Genomic DNA, 15736 nt, shown 5'->3' with positions numbered 1-15736 from the left:
CCGCCGCGCCCGCCGAGACCGCCGCGCCCGCCGAGAACGAGGGCAGCCGTCGCCGGCAGACCCGTCGTCGCGGCGGCGAGCAGAACGGCACGGTGAGCGCCGCGGAGAGCGCGGAGATCGCCGCGGCCGCCGCGGCCGCCACCCCGGAGAAGGTCGAGCGCGACCCGAGCGGTCGCGGCAACCGCAACCGCAACGACAACCGTGGCGAGCGCACCGACGGCAACGCCCGGGGCGACCGCACCGACAACCGTGGTGACCGGGACAACCGGGGCGACCGTGGGGACCGCGACAACCGTGGCGACCGCGGGGACCGGGACGGCAGCGGCCGCGACGACAACCGCGGCGGCAACAACCGCGGTGACAACCGCAACGACCGCACCAACGACCGGAACGACCGGGCGGCCCGCAACAACGACCGCATGGACGACTCGGACGACGACGGTGACGGCCGCGGCCGCCGCGGGCGCCGCTTCCGGGACCGTCGCCGCGGTCGGGACCGTGACGGCGGCGGCCGTGGCCAGGGCGGCACGAACAACGTCGACACCGAGGTCCGCGACGACGACGTGCTCCTGCCCGTCGCCGGCATCGTGGACATCCTGGACAACTACGCGTTCGTCCGGACCACCGGCTACCTGTCCGGCCCGAACGACGTCTACGTGTCCCTGTCGATGGTCCGCAAGTACGGTCTGCGCCGCGGTGACGCGATCACCGGCGCCGTCCGGCAGGCCCGCGAGGGCGAGCAGTCGCGCCAGAAGTTCAACCCGCTGGTGCGCATCGACACCCTCAACGGCGGGAGCCCGGAGGACGGGCGCAACCGCGCGGAGTTCACCAAGCTCACCCCGCTCTACCCGAACGAGCGGCTGCGCCTGGAGACCGAGCCGTCGAAGCTGACGACCCGCGTCATCGACCTGGTCATGCCGATCGGCAAGGGGCAGCGTGCGCTGATCGTCTCGCCGCCCAAGGCCGGCAAGACGATGGTGCTGCAGTCGATCGCCAACGCGATCACGACGAACAACCCCGAGTGCCACCTGATGGTCGTCCTCGTCGACGAGCGGCCGGAAGAGGTCACGGACATGCAGCGCTCGGTGAAGGGCGAGGTCATCGCCTCCACCTTCGACCGGCCGCCGTCGGACCACACCGCCGTCGCCGAGCTCGCCATCGAGCGCGCGAAGCGCCTGGTGGAGATGGGACACGACGTCGTCGTCCTGCTGGACTCGATCACCCGCCTGGGCCGCGCCTACAACCTGGCCGCCCCCGCGTCGGGCCGGATCCTCTCCGGTGGTGTCGACTCGACGGCCCTGTACCCGCCGAAGCGGTTCCTCGGCGCGGCGCGCAACATCGAGGACGGCGGCTCGCTGACCATCTTCGCCACCGCGCTGGTCGAGACCGGGTCGACGATGGACACGGTGATCTTCGAGGAGTTCAAGGGCACGGGCAACGCCGAACTCAAGCTCGACCGCAAGATCGCCGACAAGCGGGTCTTCCCGGCCATCGACGTCGACGCCTCCGGCACCCGCAAGGAGGAGCTGCTGATGTCGCCCGACGAGTTCGCGGTGAGCGTCAAGCTCCGCCGGGTGCTCTCGGCTCTGGACCACCAGCAGGCCATCGACCTGGTGCTCGGCCAGCTGCGCAAGACGCGCACGAACATCGAGTTCCTGATGCAGGTGGCCAAGACGACCCCCGGCAACAAGAACGACGACGACTGATCAGGTCGTGACAGCCTCCGGGCCCGGTGGGAACACCCGCCGGGCCCGGATGGTTGAATAGCACGTCAACGCATCTGGTTCCGGTTCACCAACAGTCGGGGGCTCCGCCCCCGACACCCCCGAAGAGATTCGGGCAGTAGGACCCGGCGGCCATCTCGAGAGGAAACACACCATGCGTGAGGGTATTCACCCCCAGTACGTCGAGACCCAGGTCACCTGTAGCTGTGGGAACTCGTTCACCACGCGCAGCACGAAGGCCAGCGGCTCGATCACCACGGAGACCTGCTCCGCCTGCCACCCGTTCTACACGGGCAAGCAGCGGATCCTGGACTCCGGTGGCCGCGTCGCGCGCTTCGAGGCCCGCTACGGCAAGCGCGCCGCCAAGTAGCACCCGCAACGGCGCCCGTCCACCCTCACCGGTGGCCGGGCGCCGTTCGCATGTCAGGGGTAGTGGGAGCCTGTCAGGGGCAGGACGGACTGTCAGGGCAGGGACGGAAGGAAGGCAGGACGATGGCGGCAGCACCGGCCGGACACACGGGCGTCGACGCGCTGGTCGACGAGCACGCGGAGCTGGAACACCGGCTCGCGGACCCCGCGGTGCACGCCGACCCCGCCGTCGCCCGGAAGCTGGGCCGCCGCTACGCCGAGCTCGGCCCGGTCGTCGCGGTCGCCCGGGAGCTGGCGTCGTCGCGGGCGGACGTCGAGACCGCCCGTGAGCTGGCCGCCGAGGACCCGACGTTCGCCGCCGAGGCCGAGGAGCTGGCCGGGCGCATCACCGCGCTGGAGACGAAGCTCGCCGAGCTGCTCGTCCCGCGGGACCCGCACGACAGCGACGACCTCGTCATGGAGGTCAAGTCCGGCGAGGGCGGCGAGGAGTCCGCGCTGTTCGCCGGGGACCTCGTGCGCATGTACCTGCGCTTCGCCGAGCGCCGCGGGTGGAAGGCCGAGATCCTCGACGCCAACGAGTCCGACCTCGGCGGGTACAAGGACGTCACGGTGCTGGTGAAGTCCCGTACGCCCACCCCCGACGGCGTGTGGTCCGCCCTGAAGTTCGAGGGCGGTGTGCACCGCGTCCAGCGCGTGCCCGTCACCGAGTCCCAGGGCCGCATCCACACCTCCGCCGCCGGCGTCCTCGTCTACCCGGACACCGGCAAGGACGCGGACGTCGAGATCGACGAGAACGACCTGCGCGTGGACGTGTTCCGCTCGTCCGGGCACGGCGGGCAGAGCGTCAACACCACGGACTCCGCGGTCCGGATCACCCACCTCCCCACGGGCATCGTCGTGAGCTGCCAGAACGAGCGCTCACAGCTGCAGAACCGGGCCCGCGCGATGGAGGTCCTGCGGTCCCGGCTGCAGGCGCTGCACGAGGCGGAGCTGGCCGCGCAGGCGTCGGCGGAGCGGAAGTCGCAGATCCGCACCGTGGACCGGTCGGAGCGGATCCGCACGTACAACTTTCCGGAGAACCGGATCTCGGACCACCGGATCGGCTACAAGGCGCACAACCTCTCCACGGTCCTCGACGGCGAGCTCGACGACCTGGTGGCTGCGCTCGCGAAGGCGGAGCGGTCCGAGGCGATCGCGGCGGCCGAGGAGCGGTCGTGACCCCGGCTTCCCCGCCGTTCCGGAGGGCCGCGTGACCAAGCAGCCGCTCCGGCTCGCGATCGCCGAGGCCCAGCGGATGCTCGCGGCGGCGGGAATCGAGTCGCCCCGGGTGGACGCGGAGATCCTCGCGGCGCACGTCGTGGGCGTCGAGCGGGGGCGGCTGATGATGAAGCCGCTGGTCGAGCCGGAGGTCGTCGAGGCGTACCGGAGGCTCGTCGTCCGGCGGGCCGCGCGCGAGCCGTTGCAGCACGTGCTCGGCACCGCCGTCCTCGGGCCGGTCACGGTGGCCGTCGGGCCGGGGGTGTTCACGCCGCGACCGGAGACCGAACTGCTGCTCGAGTGGGGCCTCAAGGCGATCGCGGACGTGCCGAACCCCCTGGTCGTGGACCTGTGCACCGGTTCGGGGGCGCTCGCGCTGGCCTTCGCGGCCAGCCGCCCGGAGGCCCGGGTGCACGCCGTCGAGGCGGACCACGCGGCGCTGAGCTGGGCCGCCCGCAACGTCGACACGCACGTCGCCGCCGGCGGGACCCCGGTCACGCTGCACCACGCGGACGTGCGCTGGAACGACCTGCTCGTCGAGCTCGAGGCGAAGGTGGACCTGGTGGTCTGCAACCCGCCCTACGTCCCGGACCACACCCCGGTGCCCCCGGAGGTGTCCGAGTGGGACCCGCCGGGCGCGGTCTTCGGCGGCCCGGACGGCCTGGAGATCATCCCCGCGGTGATCGCCGCGGCAGCGGGCCTGCTGCGCTACGGCGGTGGGCTCGCGATCGAGCACGACGACACCCACGGCGAGGCCGTCCCCGAGCTCCTGCGCAGGCGGAAGGTGCTGGCCGACGTCGTCGAGCACACGGACCTGGCCGGCCGGCCGCGGTTCGCGACGGCCCGGCGGGTGCCCGTTCGCTGACGCCGTCCCGGGCGGTCGTACGCTCCGGAACCGTGACCCAGCCCGACACCCCGCCCACCTTCGACTGCGCGGACCCCGACGCCCGTGTCGCCGGCCTCGAGGCCGCGGCCCGCGCCGTCCGCGCTGGTCAGCTCGTCGTCCTGCCCACGGACACGGTCTACGGCCTGGGCTGCGACGCCTTCTCCGCCACCGCGGTCCGCGCCCTGCTGGCGGCGAAGCACCGCGGCCCGGACATGCCGGTCCCGGTGCTGATCGGTTCCTGGTCGACGATCGACGGCCTGGTCCTCGGCGTCCCCGCCACGGCCCGCGCGCTGATCGAGGCGTTCTGGCCGGGCGGGCTGTCGCTCGTCCTGCCGCACGCGCCGTCGCTGAGCTGGGACCTCGGGTCGACGCGCGGCACGGTCATGCTGCGGATGCCGCTGCACCCGGTGGCGCTGGAGCTGCTGCGGGACGTCGGGCCGATGGCGGTGTCCAGCGCGAACATCTCCGGGAGGATGCCCGCGACCAGCGCCGCCGAGGCCGTGGACCAGCTGGGCTCGTCCGTCTCGGTGTACCTCGACGGCGGCCCGTCCGGGGAGCCCGTGGCGAGCACGATCGTCGACCTGACCGGAACGGCCCCGCGCATCCTCCGGGAAGGGGAGATCACCGCTGCGCAGGTGGCGGAGGTGCTGGGCCGCGAGGTCCCCGTCGCCTAGGCCCTCCGCCGCTCACGCGGCCGGGGAGGGCAGCCCGACCTCCGCCGCGAGGCGGGAGACCACGTGGTCGAAGTGCGCCTCGTGGTCGTCGACCACATTGTTCGTGTGGCCGAAGAGCTCGAAGGTCACCGCACCGAACAGGCTGGACCAGGCGAGGATCGCGCGGCTGCCGATCCCGGTGCCCTCCGGCAGGCCCAGGTCCGCGAGCAGGCCGGGGTGCAGGGCGGCGTCCACGTCGTCGCCCAGAGGTGCGACGGCGCCGGAGGTCAGCCCGTCGGCCAGGATCCGGCAGAGCAGCACCCCGACCCGGCCCGCCGGGGCGATCGTGGCCTGCGGGGCGGTGTAGCCGGGGACGGGGGAGCCGTAGAGCAGCGCGTACTCGTGCGGGCGGGACAGCGCCCACTCCCGGACGGCCCGGCACGCGGCGCGCCACCGGCCCGGCAGGTCCTCCCGCGCGACGGCGGCCTCGGCCTGCTCGGCGGCCTCGCCCAGCGCGTCGTAGCCCTCGACGAGGAGCGTCGTGAGCAGGTCGTCCCGGCTGGGGAAGTAGCGGTAGACCGCGGAGGAGACCATGCCGAGCTCGCGCGCGACGGCGCGCAGGGACAGCGCCGCGGCGCCCGAGGACGCGAGATGCTGCCGGGCGACGTCGACGATCTCGGCCGTCAGCTGGGCCCGGACGCGGGCCCGTGCGGTGCGGGGTGCGGACGGACGCGCAGGGCTCTCGGACGGCGGCACGGACGCAGCATGGCACCGTGCGAGAGCAGCGGCAACGCATCAGAGCGCCGATCCACGACGCGCGGCCGGTCCGGAGGGTCGCCGCAGGTAGCCTGGTGCACCGTGAGCCAGCCCAGCGAGACGACCAGCCCGGACGTACCGTTCTGGGGCCCGGACTTCGGTGCCTTGCAGGGGGAGGACCCCGAGATCGCGGGCGTCGTGCTCGGTGAGCTCGAGCGGCTCCGCGGCGGCCTCCAGCTCATCGCGAGCGAGAACCTCACGAGCCCGGCCGTCCTCGCGGCCCTGGGCTCCACGCTGTCGAACAAGTACGCCGAGGGCTATCCCGGCCGGCGCTACTACGGCGGCTGCCAGGTCGTGGACCAGGCCGAGGAGATCGGCAACGCGCGCACGAAGGCGCTCTTCGGCGCCGAGCACGTCAACCTGCAACCGCACTCCGGGGCGAGCGCGAACCTCGCCGCCTACGCCGCCTTCGCGCGCCCCGGCGACACGGTGCTGGCCATGGACCTCAAGCAGGGTGGCCACCTCACCCACGGCAGCAAGGTGAACTTCTCCGGCCTCTGGTTCCACGCCGTGTCGTACACGGTGCGCGAGGACTCGGAGCTCATCGACTACGACCAGGTCCGGGACCTGGCGCTGCAGCACCGGCCGAAGATCATCATCGCCGGTGCGACGGCGTACCCGCGGCTCATCGACTTCGCGCTCTTCCGCGAGATCGCGGACGAGGTCGGCGCCGTCCTGATGGTCGACGCGGCGCACTTCATCGGCCTCGTCGCCGGCCAGGCGATCCCGTCGCCGGTGCCGTTCGCAGACATCGTCACGGCCACCACGCACAAGGTCCTGCGCGGCCCGCGCGGCGGCATGATCCTCTGCCGGGAGGAGCACGCGAAGGCGATCGACAAGGCCGTCTTCCCGTTCTCGCAGGGCGGCCCGCTGATGCACGCGGTCGCGGCCAAGGCCGTCGCGATGCGGGAGGCGGCGCAGCCGGAGTACCAGGCCTACGCCAACCAGGTCGTCTCCAATGCGCAGGCCCTGGCCAAGAGCCTCGAGGCCGAGGGCATGCGCGCGGTGTCCGGCGGCACGGACACCCATCTCGCGCTGATCGACCTGCGGCCGATCGGCGTCACCGGCGGGGACGCCGAGACGCGCTGCGACCTCGCGCGGATCACGCTGAACAAGAACGCGGTCCCCTACGACCCGGCCCCGCCGATGAAGCCGTCCGGCATCCGGGTCGGCTCGCCGAGCGTCACCACCCAGGGGATGGTCGAGCAGGACATGGCCGAGATCGGGTTGCTCCTGGCCCGTGCGGTCAAGGCGGAGCACGGGACGCCCGCGGGCGACCGGGAGCTGTCCGACGTCGCCGAGGCGGTATCCACGCTGGTGTCGCGGGCCCCCGCCTACCCGCGCGGCTGACCGGGCGTACCGACGATGGTCCCGCTCGTCGCGGCCCAGTCCTTCGGGCTGGGCCTGCCGATCCGCGAGTACCTCCTCGCGGGGCTGACCGCCGCCGTCGTCACGTTCCTGCTCACCGGCCTGGTCCGGGTGCTCGCCCTCAAGCTCGGCGCCGTCGCCTGGCCCCGGGGCCGCGACGTCCACGTGACCCCGACGCCCCGCTGGGGCGGCCTCGCGATGCTCGGCGGCGTCCTCGGCGGGATCGGCCTGGCCGCCCAGCTCCCCGCCCTGCGGCTCGCCTTCGACTACTCCACCGACGTCCAGGGCGTCCTCCTGGCGGCCTTGCTCATCGTCGCGGTCGGCGCGCTCGACGACCGGTTCGAGCTCGACGCGCTCACCAAGTTCGCCGGCCAGCTCACCGCAGCCGGGGTGCTGATCCTCTTCGGCGTGCAGTGGTCCGTCTTCTGGATCCCGTGGGGCGGCGGCGGGAGCGGCATCTCCGGCTCGCTGCTCGTCCTCGGCCCGGAGCAGGGCGTCCTGCTGACCGTGCTGATCACCGTGGCCCTGGTCAACGCCATGAACTTCGTCGACGGCCTCGACGGGCTGGCCGCCGGCCTGGGCCTGATCTCGGCCGCCGCCACCGGGGTGTTCGCGATCGGGCTGGTGCAGCAGAACGGCAACGATGCAACGGCCTACCCGCCGGCGCTGCTCGCCTCCGTGCTCGCCGGGGCGTGCCTGGGGTTCCTGCCGCACAACTTCAACCCGGCCCGGATCTTCATGGGCGACTCGGGCTCCATGCTGATCGGTCTGATGCTCGCCGCGGTCACCACCAGCGCGTCGGGCAAGCTCGCCATCTCCACCACCACCGACGGCACCGATATCCTGGCCCTGCTGGCGCCGGTCATCGTGCTCGCCGCGGTGGTGTTCGTGCCCCTGCTGGACCTGTTGATGGCCGTCGTGCGGCGGACGCGCGCGGGCATGAGCCCGTTCGCGCCGGACAAGATGCACCTGCACCACCGGCTGCTCGAGATCGGGCACAGCCACCGGCGGGCGGTCCTGCTGATCTACCTGTGGGCGGCGGTCCTGGCGTTCGGCGCGGTGGCGCTGGCCCTGATCGGCGACCCGTTCTTCGTGCTCTGGGCGGTCGCGGTGGGGCTCGGGGTGGCCGTGCTGGCCTCCCTGGTCCCGCGGGCGCGCAACCGGACCCGTACGCCGCCGCCGAGCCCCCTGCCCCCGGGTCCGTTGTCAGGGCCCGGACCCGAACCCCGGAGATGAGACGACGATGAGCAGCGAGACCCCTCCCGACGACACCGCCGGCGGCGCGCCCGCCCAGGCCCCGCACGTGAAGACCGTGCTGAAGCTGGCGAAGGCGATGCAGCGCACCGCCGTCCTCGTCGCCGTGCCGCTCGCGGTGATCGCGGTCGTGCTGTCCGCGGTGTTGCGGGGGACCGGCGGGCTGATCGGCTCGCTGATCGGCGCGGTCCTCGGCCTGGCGCTCGGGTTCATCGGCACGGCCGTCATGCGCGGCACCGCGCAGACGACCCCGGCCGGGGTGATGATCGGTGCGATGACGTCCTTCGCCGGCAAGTTCGTGGTGTTGCTGGTGTTCCTGTTGGTCTTCCGGGACACCACCCTGTTCGACAACCGGACGTTCGCATTCACCCTGCTGGCCGTGACGTTGGGCTGGGTGGCGGGCGAGGTGGTCGGATTCATCCGTGCGAAGGCACCGTCGGTCGACGTCTGAGCGCGGCTCCGGCGGGCGATCCGGCTCGCTCGATGGGCTGAACGAGTGAATCTCCGGAACTCGCCCGGAATGTTCGAGATGTCCGTGATGCCGGTCTCTTTGCGATCCGGGTCACACCCCGAAAGTATCTTCTACAGGCGATAGAGCGATGTCGGGCCGTTGTCGGGGTGCCGGAGGGTAAGGACGACGACGAGGACGCTCGTCGCGCCAGGTCGTCCTAGGTAAGTGGTGTGTAACCCGGCTGATATGGTCCGTCTCGATGGAGCAGGAAAAGCCGCGCGAGGCAGGCGGCGCCGCCGGTCGAAAACCGGATGACGCGCCACCGCCGGCCGAGGCCTGGACCGCTCTGTCCCACCTGCTCTCCGGGATCCTCCTCTTCGGAGGGATCGGATGGGCGGTGGACGCGCTGTTCGACCTACGGGGTTTCGTCGTCGCCGGTCTGCTGACCGGCACGGCCACCTCGATGTACTTGATCTACCTCAGGTACGTTAAGTCCTGATCATCACGATTCTGCCGATTCCGGGTCCCCCCGGCCGGCGGAACCGGAAGGAGCACTGGGTGACCACGATGGCCACCGCCCCGGCGCCGGGCTTCGAAGCCCCCGGGGTAGAGGACTTTCAGCTGCCGCCGATCTTCGGGCCCGTCACGAAGCCGGTCCTCGAGCTCGCTCTCGCGGCGATCATCGTCGTGGTGCTGTTCCGCCTCGCCGTGCGCAAGCCGCAGCTCGTCCCCAGCAAGACGCAGTTCCTCGGCGAGTCGTTCCACGGCATCGTCCGGAACTCCATCGCGAAGGACATGATCGGGCCCGAGTTCCTCAGGTACGTCCCGTTCCTGACCGCGCTGTTCGCCTTCATCCTGGTGAACAACCTGTTCGGGATCATCCCGTTCATCCAGTTCCCCACGTTCTCGCATCCGGGCGTGCCGTACGCGCTCGCGTTGCTGGTGTGGGTGATCTTCACGGTCGTCGGGATCCGGCACCACGGGTTAGGCGGCTACCTGCGGATCTCCACCTGGCCGCCGGACGTGCCGTGGTGGGTGCGGATCATCCTGACGCCCATCGAGTTCATCTCGAACATCATCCTGCGGCCGGTCACGCTCTCGCTGCGACTGTTCGGCAACATGTTCGCCGGTCACCTGCTGCTGCTGCTGTTCATCCTCGGCGGCCAGTACATGCTCTTCACCGCGGACTCGATCCTGCTGAAGATCCTCTCCCCGTTCGCGTTCCTGATGGGCATCGTCTTCACGTTCTTCGAGGCGTTCGTACAGGTCGTCCAGGCCTACATCTTCGTGATGCTGACCGCCTCGTACATCGGCACCGTTCTCGCCGACGACCACTAGTCGTCAGCTCACAGACCTCCCACAGGCCCGCGGCGGACTCCGCGGACTTGACCGAAAGGAAAGAACGACAATGACCGGAAGCCTGAACGTCGTCGGTTACGGCCTCTCGGCCATCGGACCGGGTATCGGCGTGGGTATCGTCTTCGCCGCGTTCATCAACGGTGTGGCCCGCCAGCCGGAGGCCCGTGGCCAGCTGCAGGGCATCGCCTTCATCGGCTTCGCGCTGTCCGAGGCGCTGGCGATTCTGGGCCTGGTCCTCGCCTTCGCCATCTAGTCGCCTGTCACCAACGGTCACGGTGAGGCGGAGGAGCACACACCCATGGACATAGTTTTGGCGGCGGAGCAGCTCAACCCGCTCGTTCCGCACACCGTCGAGATCGTCGTCGGGCTCATCGCCTTCGGCCTGCTGTACTGGGTGCTCGCGAAGACGGTCTTCCCGCAGTTCGAGAAGATCTACGCCGAGCGCACGGACAAGATCGAAGGCGGGCTGAAGCGGGCGGAGGAGGCCCAGGCGGAGGCCCAGCGGATCAAGCAGCAGTACGACGACCAGCTGGCCGGCCTGCGTGCCGAGGCGGCGCGCATCCGCGACGACGCCCGGGCGGAGGGCCAGCAGATCAAGGCCGAGCTGCGGGCCGACGCCGAGGCCGAGGCCGCGCGCATCCGGGCCCGCGCCGAGGAGCAGATCCTGGCGCAGCGCGAGGCCGCGGTGCGCTCGCTCCGCGCTGAGGTCGGCAGCCTGGCCACCCAGCTGGCCGAGCGCATCATCGGCTCCGAGCTGTCCGACCCGGCCCGCCGTTCGGCGACCGTGGACAGCTTCCTGCAGGAGCTGGACGGCGTGGACTCGCGCCAGCCCACCGGGGCGAACTGATGGCGCTCCACCTGCAGGCCACCAGCCGGGATTCCCTCGCCGGCGTCGCGGAGCGGCTCGAGGGCCGCATCGCACCGCTGAGCGCGGGGGAGCGTCAGCAGCTCGGTGAGCAGCTGTACGCGGTCACCCGGCTGCTGGCCGCCGAGCGCACCCTGCGGCGCGCACTGTCGGACCCGGCGACCTCCAGCGAGCAGCGCAAGCGGCTCGCGGAGAGCGTGCTGAACGGCAAGATCTCGTCGGTGGCACTGGAGACGGTGGGGGACCTCGTGTCCGCCCGCTGGTCCGGCCCCGCGGACCTGGTCGAGGCCGCCGAGTCGCTGGCCCGGCAGGCCCTGCTGGCCGCGGCCGAGAAGCAGCGCGCGCTCGACGGCGTCGAGGACCAGCTGTTCCGGTTCGGCCGGATCCTGGACCGCGAGCCGGAGCTGACGAGCCTGCTGTCCGACACGGACGTCCCCGCGGACAAGCGGGTCGCCCTGCTGGACGAGGTGCTGGGCGACAAGGTCTACCCGGTCACCGCGGCCCTGCTGCGCGAGACCGTGCGGACCCCGCGCGGACGGTACCTGGACGTCACCGCCGAGGAGCTGGCCGACCTGGCCGCCGCCCGGCGCGACCGTTCGGTCGCCCGCGTGCGCACGGCCGTCGGTCTGTCCGACGCACAGGAGCAGCGGCTCACGGGCACGCTGACGCGGCTCTACGGCCGTGACATGTCGCTGCAGGTCGAGCTGGACGAGAGCCTGCTCGGCGGCATGGTCATCCGGGTCGGCGACGAGGTCGTCGACGGCAGCGTGGCGGGCAAGCTGGCCGCCGCCCGTCGAGCACTGCCCCACTGACACCGCCCTCGCCAGCCGACACCACGCTTTCGAGTAGAAGGAACGACACGACTGCCATGACTGAGCTGACGATCTCCCCGGAGGAGATCCGGAGTGCGATCTCCAGCTACGTCTCGTCGCTGGAGACCGAGACCACCCGCGAAGAGGTGGGCAGCGTCTCCGACACCGGTGACGGAATCGCCCACGTCGAGGGCCTGCCCTCGGCGATGACCAACGAGCTCCTCGAGTTCGAGGGCGGCGTGCAGGGTGTCGCGCTGAACCTGGACGTGCGCGAGATCGGCGCCGTCATCCTCGGCGACTACAGCGGGATCGAGGAGGGGCAGCAGGTCAAGCGGACCGGCAACATCCTCTCGGTGCCCGTCGGCGACAAGTTCCTCGGCCGGGTCATCGACCCGCTGGGCACCCCGATCGACGGCCTCGGCGACATCGAGGCCGAGACCACCCGCGTGCTGGAGCTGCAGGCCGCGTCGGTCATCGACCGGCAGAGCGTCTCCGAGCCGCTGCAGACCGGCATCAAGGCGATCGACGCCATGACGCCGATCGGCCGTGGTCAGCGCCAGCTGATCATCGGTGACCGCAAGACGGGCAAGACCGCCGTCTGCGTCGACGCGATCGTCAACCAGAAGCAGAACTGGGAGAGCGGCGACCCGCAGAAGCAGGTCCGCTGCATCTACGTCGCCATCGGCCAGAAGGGCTCCACGATCGCCGGTATCCGGCAGTCGCTGGAGGACTCGGGCGCGCTCGAGTACACGACGATCGTCGCCGCCCCCGCCTCGGACCCCGCCGGCTTCAAGTGGCTCGCCCCCTACACCGGGTCGACCCTGGGCCAGCACTGGATGTACCAGGGCAAGCACGTCCTGATCGTGTTCGACGACCTGTCCAAGCAGGCCGAGGCCTACCGCGCGATCTCGCTGCTGCTGCGCCGCCCACCGGGCCGCGAGGCCTACCCCGGCGACGTCTTCTACTTGCACTCGCGCCTCCTCGAGCGTTGCGCGAAGCTCTCGGACGAGAAGGGCGCCGGCTCGATGACCGGGCTCCCGATCATCGAGACCAAGGCGAACGACGTCTCGGCCTACATCCCGACCAACGTCATCTCGATCACCGACGGACAGGTCTTCCTCGAGTCCGACCTGTTCAACCAGGGTGTCCGGCCGGCCATCAACGTCGGTATCTCGGTCTCCCGCGTCGGCGGTTCGGCCCAGATCAAGGCGATGAAGACGGTCTCCGGCTCGCTGCGCCTGGACCTGTCGCAGTACCGCGAGCTGGAGGCGTTCGCCGCCTTCGGCTCGGACCTCGACGAGGCCTCCGCCCGCGCCCTGGGCCGTGGCGAGCGGCTGGTCGAGCTGCTGAAGCAGGCCCAGTACTCGCCGTACTCGGTCGAGGACGAGGTCGTCTCGATCTGGCTCGGCACGTCCGGCCAGCTCGACTCGGTGCCGGTCGCGGACGTGACCCGGTTCGAGAAGGACTTCCTGGACCACCTGCGGCGCAACCACGACGGTGTCCTCGCCGAGATCCGGGACACCGGCAAGCTGACGGACGAGAACATCGAGCGCCTCCGGGGCCTGGTGGACGAGTTCAAGAAGCAGTTCACCGCGTCGGACGGTTCGTCCGTGGTCAAGGAGGCCAAGGCCGACGCACTGGACGAGGAAGAGGTCGACAAGGAGACCGTCAAGGTCAACAAGCCGGCCCCCTCCGAGAGCTGACGGGTAGATAACCGATGGCGGCACAGATCCGGGTGCTGCGGCGGCGGATCAGGTCGACGCAGTCCATCAAGAAGATCACCCGAGCCATGGAGCTGATCGCGACCTCACGGATCGCGAAGGCCCGGGCCCGGGTGGAAGAGGCGAAGCCCTACGCGGAGCAGATGACGGCCGTGCTCTCCGAGCTGGCCTCGAACTCCGCGCTGGACCACCCGCTGCTCGTGGAGCGGGAGAACCCGCGGCGGGCTGCGGTGCTGGTGGTCACCAGCGACCGCGGCCAGGCCGGCGGGTACAACGCCAACGTCCTCAAGGAGGCCGAGCAGCTCCAGACGCTCCTGCGCGAGCAGGGCAAGGAGCCGGTCCTCTACGTGGTCGGGCGCAAGGGCGTGAGCTACTACCGCTTCCGCCGGCGCCCGGTCGAGCAGTCCTGGACCGGGTTCTCGGAGCAGCCGACGTACGAGAACGCGGCGGACGCGGCGAAGGTGCTCGTGCAGGCCTTCATGGCCGGCGCGGACGACGACGGTGACGGTCCCGGCGAGGACGGTATCCGCGGCGTCGACGAGCTGCACCTCGTCTACACCCAATTCAAGAACATGATCACGCAGACGCCGCAGTCGCGGCGGATGGCGCCCATGGAGGTCGAGTACGCCGGCGACGGCGACGGTCTGGACGCCACGGTCTCCGAGACGCAGACGGGGGGCGCCACCGGCGTCCGTCCGGACGAGTCCGGTCCCGCCGCGGGTGACGGGCCGGGAATGCTCTACGAGTTCGAGCCCAGCGCGGACGTCCTGTTCGACGCGCTCCTGCCGAAGTACATCGGCGCGCGGCTGTTCGCCGCGATGCTGGAGTCCGCGGCGTCGGAGTCGGCGAACCGCCAGCGGGCCATGAAGGCCGCGACGGACAACGCGAACGAACTCATCCGTAACCTGACGCTGGAGGCCAACCAGGCCCGTCAGGCCCAGATCACCCAGGAGATCAGCGAGATCGTCGGTGGCGCCGACGCCCTCGTGACCGCAGGAAGTGAGAGCTGATGACCGCCACCGCTGACACAGCAGGAGCCACCAGTGCCCTGACCCCGGCCCGGACCGGCCGGGTCGTCCGGGTCACCGGCCCGGTCGTCGACGTCGAGTTCCCGCGCGGTTCGCTGCCGGAGCTCTACAACGCCCTGACGGTCGACGTCGAGTTCGGCGACCTGGCCAAGACGCTGACCCTGGAGATCGCCACGCACCTGGGCGACAGCATGGTCCGCACGATCTCGATGCAGCCCACGGACGGGCTGGTCCGCGGTCAGACCGTGACCGACCTCGGCCGGCCGATCTCGGTCCCCGTCGGGGACCAGGTCAAGGGGCACGTGTTCAACGCCCTCGGTGAGTGCCTGGACAAGCCCGACCTGGAGATCACCGGCGAGCTGTGGGGCATCCACCGCAAGGCGCCGAACTTCGACCAGCTCGAGGGCCGCACGGAGATGCTGGAGACCGGCATCAAGGTGCTGGACCTGCTCACCCCGTACGTCGTCGGCGGCAAGATCGGCCTGTTCGGCGGCGCAGGCGTGGGCAAGACCGTGCTCATCCAGGAGATGATCCAGCGCGTCGCCCAGAACTTCGGTGGCACCTCGGTGTTCGCCGGTGTCGGCGAGCGCACCCGTGAGGGCAACGACCTCATCACGGAGATGACCGAGTCCGGCGTCATCGAGAACACCGCGCTCGTCTTCGGCCAGATGGACGAGCCGCCGGGCACGCGTATGCGCGTCGCTCTGTCGGCCCTGACGATGGCCGAGTACTTCCGCGACGAGCAGAACCAGGACGTGCTGCTCTTCATCGACAACATCTTCCGGTTCACCCAGGCCGGCTCCGAGGTCTCCACGCTGCTCGGCCGCATGCCGTCCGCGGTGGGGTACCAGCCGACGCTGGCGGACGAGATGGGCGAGCTGCAGGAGCGGATTACCTCGACCCGTGGCCGCTCGATCTCCTCGATGCAGGCGATCTACGTGCCCGCGGACGACTACACCGACCCCGCGCCGGCCACCACGTTCGCCCACCTGGACGCGACGACGGAGCTCTCCCGCCCCATCTCGCAGAAGGGCATCTACCCGGCCGTCGACCCGCTGACGTCGACGTCCCGGATCCTGGACCCGCAGTACATCGGCGACGAGCACTTCCGGGTCGCCAACGAGGTGAAGCGGATCCTGCAGAAGTACAACGACCTGCAGGACATCATCGCGA

Annotated in this window: 17 protein-coding genes; 16 read left to right on the top strand and 1 reads right to left on the bottom strand. The window is 70.9% G+C overall.

Annotation, left to right across the window (positions count from 1 at the left end):
* The 5 genes from rho to JWP64_RS16370 all read left to right on the top strand — a co-directional run.
* A partial coding sequence (rho, locus tag JWP64_RS16390; RefSeq protein WP_297497561.1) for a transcription termination factor Rho occupies nucleotides 1-1706 on the top strand: 1706 nt, incomplete at its 5' end.
* A gap of 172 nt (nucleotides 1707-1878) precedes the next feature.
* Nucleotides 1879-2094, top strand: coding sequence for a 50S ribosomal protein L31 (rpmE, locus tag JWP64_RS16385; protein ID WP_297497558.1), 216 nt, complete (start codon nucleotides 1879-1881; stop codon nucleotides 2092-2094).
* Between the two features lie 122 nt (nucleotides 2095-2216).
* The gene (prfA, locus tag JWP64_RS16380) at nucleotides 2217-3311 is read left to right on the top strand and encodes a peptide chain release factor 1 (protein ID WP_297497555.1); all 1095 of its coding nucleotides are present in this window, start codon (nucleotides 2217-2219) and stop codon (nucleotides 3309-3311) included.
* A gap of 31 nt (nucleotides 3312-3342) precedes the next feature.
* A complete protein-coding gene (gene prmC / locus JWP64_RS16375; protein WP_297497553.1) occupies nucleotides 3343-4215 on the top strand; it encodes a peptide chain release factor N(5)-glutamine methyltransferase in 873 nt (290 codons plus the stop codon).
* A 32-nt stretch (nucleotides 4216-4247) separates the two neighbouring features.
* Entirely contained in the window at nucleotides 4248-4910 is a 663-nt protein-coding gene (locus JWP64_RS16370) for an L-threonylcarbamoyladenylate synthase (protein WP_297497548.1), read from the top strand.
* Between the two features lie 12 nt (nucleotides 4911-4922).
* Here the strand turns inward: JWP64_RS16370 and JWP64_RS16365 are convergent, their stop codons facing one another.
* Nucleotides 4923-5645: a TetR/AcrR family transcriptional regulator gene (locus tag JWP64_RS16365; protein WP_297497541.1), complete on the bottom strand. Its 723-nt coding sequence runs from the start codon at nucleotides 5643-5645 to the stop codon at nucleotides 4923-4925.
* 102 nt (nucleotides 5646-5747) lie between these two features.
* On the opposite strand from JWP64_RS16365, the gene glyA reads away from it, so the two are divergent.
* The 11 genes from glyA to atpD form a co-directional block, all read left to right on the top strand.
* Nucleotides 5748-7055: a serine hydroxymethyltransferase gene (gene glyA / locus JWP64_RS16360; RefSeq protein ID WP_297497538.1), complete on the top strand. Its 1308-nt coding sequence runs from the start codon at nucleotides 5748-5750 to the stop codon at nucleotides 7053-7055.
* 15 nt (nucleotides 7056-7070) lie between these two features.
* Nucleotides 7071-8309, top strand: a complete 1239-nt coding sequence (locus JWP64_RS16355; RefSeq protein ID WP_297497535.1) for a glycosyltransferase family 4 protein — start codon at nucleotides 7071-7073, stop codon at nucleotides 8307-8309.
* 7 nt (nucleotides 8310-8316) lie between these two features.
* Nucleotides 8317-8778 (top strand): hypothetical protein, encoded by a 462-nt coding sequence (locus JWP64_RS16350; RefSeq protein WP_297497532.1) that lies wholly within the window; start codon nucleotides 8317-8319, stop codon nucleotides 8776-8778.
* Between the two features lie 259 nt (nucleotides 8779-9037).
* Nucleotides 9038-9277: a hypothetical protein gene (locus tag JWP64_RS16345; protein ID WP_297497529.1), complete on the top strand. Its 240-nt coding sequence runs from the start codon at nucleotides 9038-9040 to the stop codon at nucleotides 9275-9277.
* A gap of 68 nt (nucleotides 9278-9345) precedes the next feature.
* Nucleotides 9346-10116: a F0F1 ATP synthase subunit A gene (atpB, locus tag JWP64_RS16340; RefSeq protein ID WP_297497564.1), complete on the top strand. Its 771-nt coding sequence runs from the start codon at nucleotides 9346-9348 to the stop codon at nucleotides 10114-10116.
* Nucleotides 10117-10186: 70 nt separating this feature from the next.
* Nucleotides 10187-10390 (top strand): ATP synthase F0 subunit C, encoded by a 204-nt coding sequence (gene atpE / locus JWP64_RS16335; RefSeq protein ID WP_297497525.1) that lies wholly within the window; start codon nucleotides 10187-10189, stop codon nucleotides 10388-10390.
* A 45-nt stretch (nucleotides 10391-10435) separates the two neighbouring features.
* Nucleotides 10436-10984 carry a F0F1 ATP synthase subunit B gene (locus JWP64_RS16330; protein ID WP_297497522.1) on the top strand — a complete coding sequence of 183 codons (549 nt, stop codon included), beginning with the start codon at nucleotides 10436-10438 and terminating at the stop codon, nucleotides 10982-10984.
* A complete protein-coding gene (locus tag JWP64_RS16325) occupies nucleotides 10984-11814 on the top strand; it encodes a F0F1 ATP synthase subunit delta (RefSeq protein WP_297497519.1) in 831 nt (276 codons plus the stop codon). Before JWP64_RS16330 ends, JWP64_RS16325 begins: the two co-directional genes overlap by 1 nt.
* A 56-nt stretch (nucleotides 11815-11870) precedes the next feature.
* Nucleotides 11871-13517, top strand: coding sequence for a F0F1 ATP synthase subunit alpha (atpA, locus tag JWP64_RS16320; RefSeq protein ID WP_297497516.1), 1647 nt, complete (start codon nucleotides 11871-11873; stop codon nucleotides 13515-13517).
* Between the two features lie 14 nt (nucleotides 13518-13531).
* Nucleotides 13532-14545, top strand: a complete 1014-nt coding sequence (locus tag JWP64_RS16315) for a F0F1 ATP synthase subunit gamma (RefSeq protein WP_297497513.1) — start codon at nucleotides 13532-13534, stop codon at nucleotides 14543-14545.
* On the top strand, nucleotides 14545-15736 hold a 1192-nt coding region (gene atpD, locus JWP64_RS16310; RefSeq protein WP_297497510.1), incomplete at its 3' end, for a F0F1 ATP synthase subunit beta. The genes JWP64_RS16315 and atpD, both read left to right, overlap by 1 nt.

Origin of the sequence: Pseudonocardia sp. (assembly GCF_025465255.1) — a bacterium.
Classification (GTDB): Bacteria; Actinomycetota; Actinomycetes; order Mycobacteriales; family Pseudonocardiaceae; genus Pseudonocardia.
Note: the sequence above shows the minus strand (reverse complement) of the source record. Positions and strands in the feature narration are given on the sequence as shown.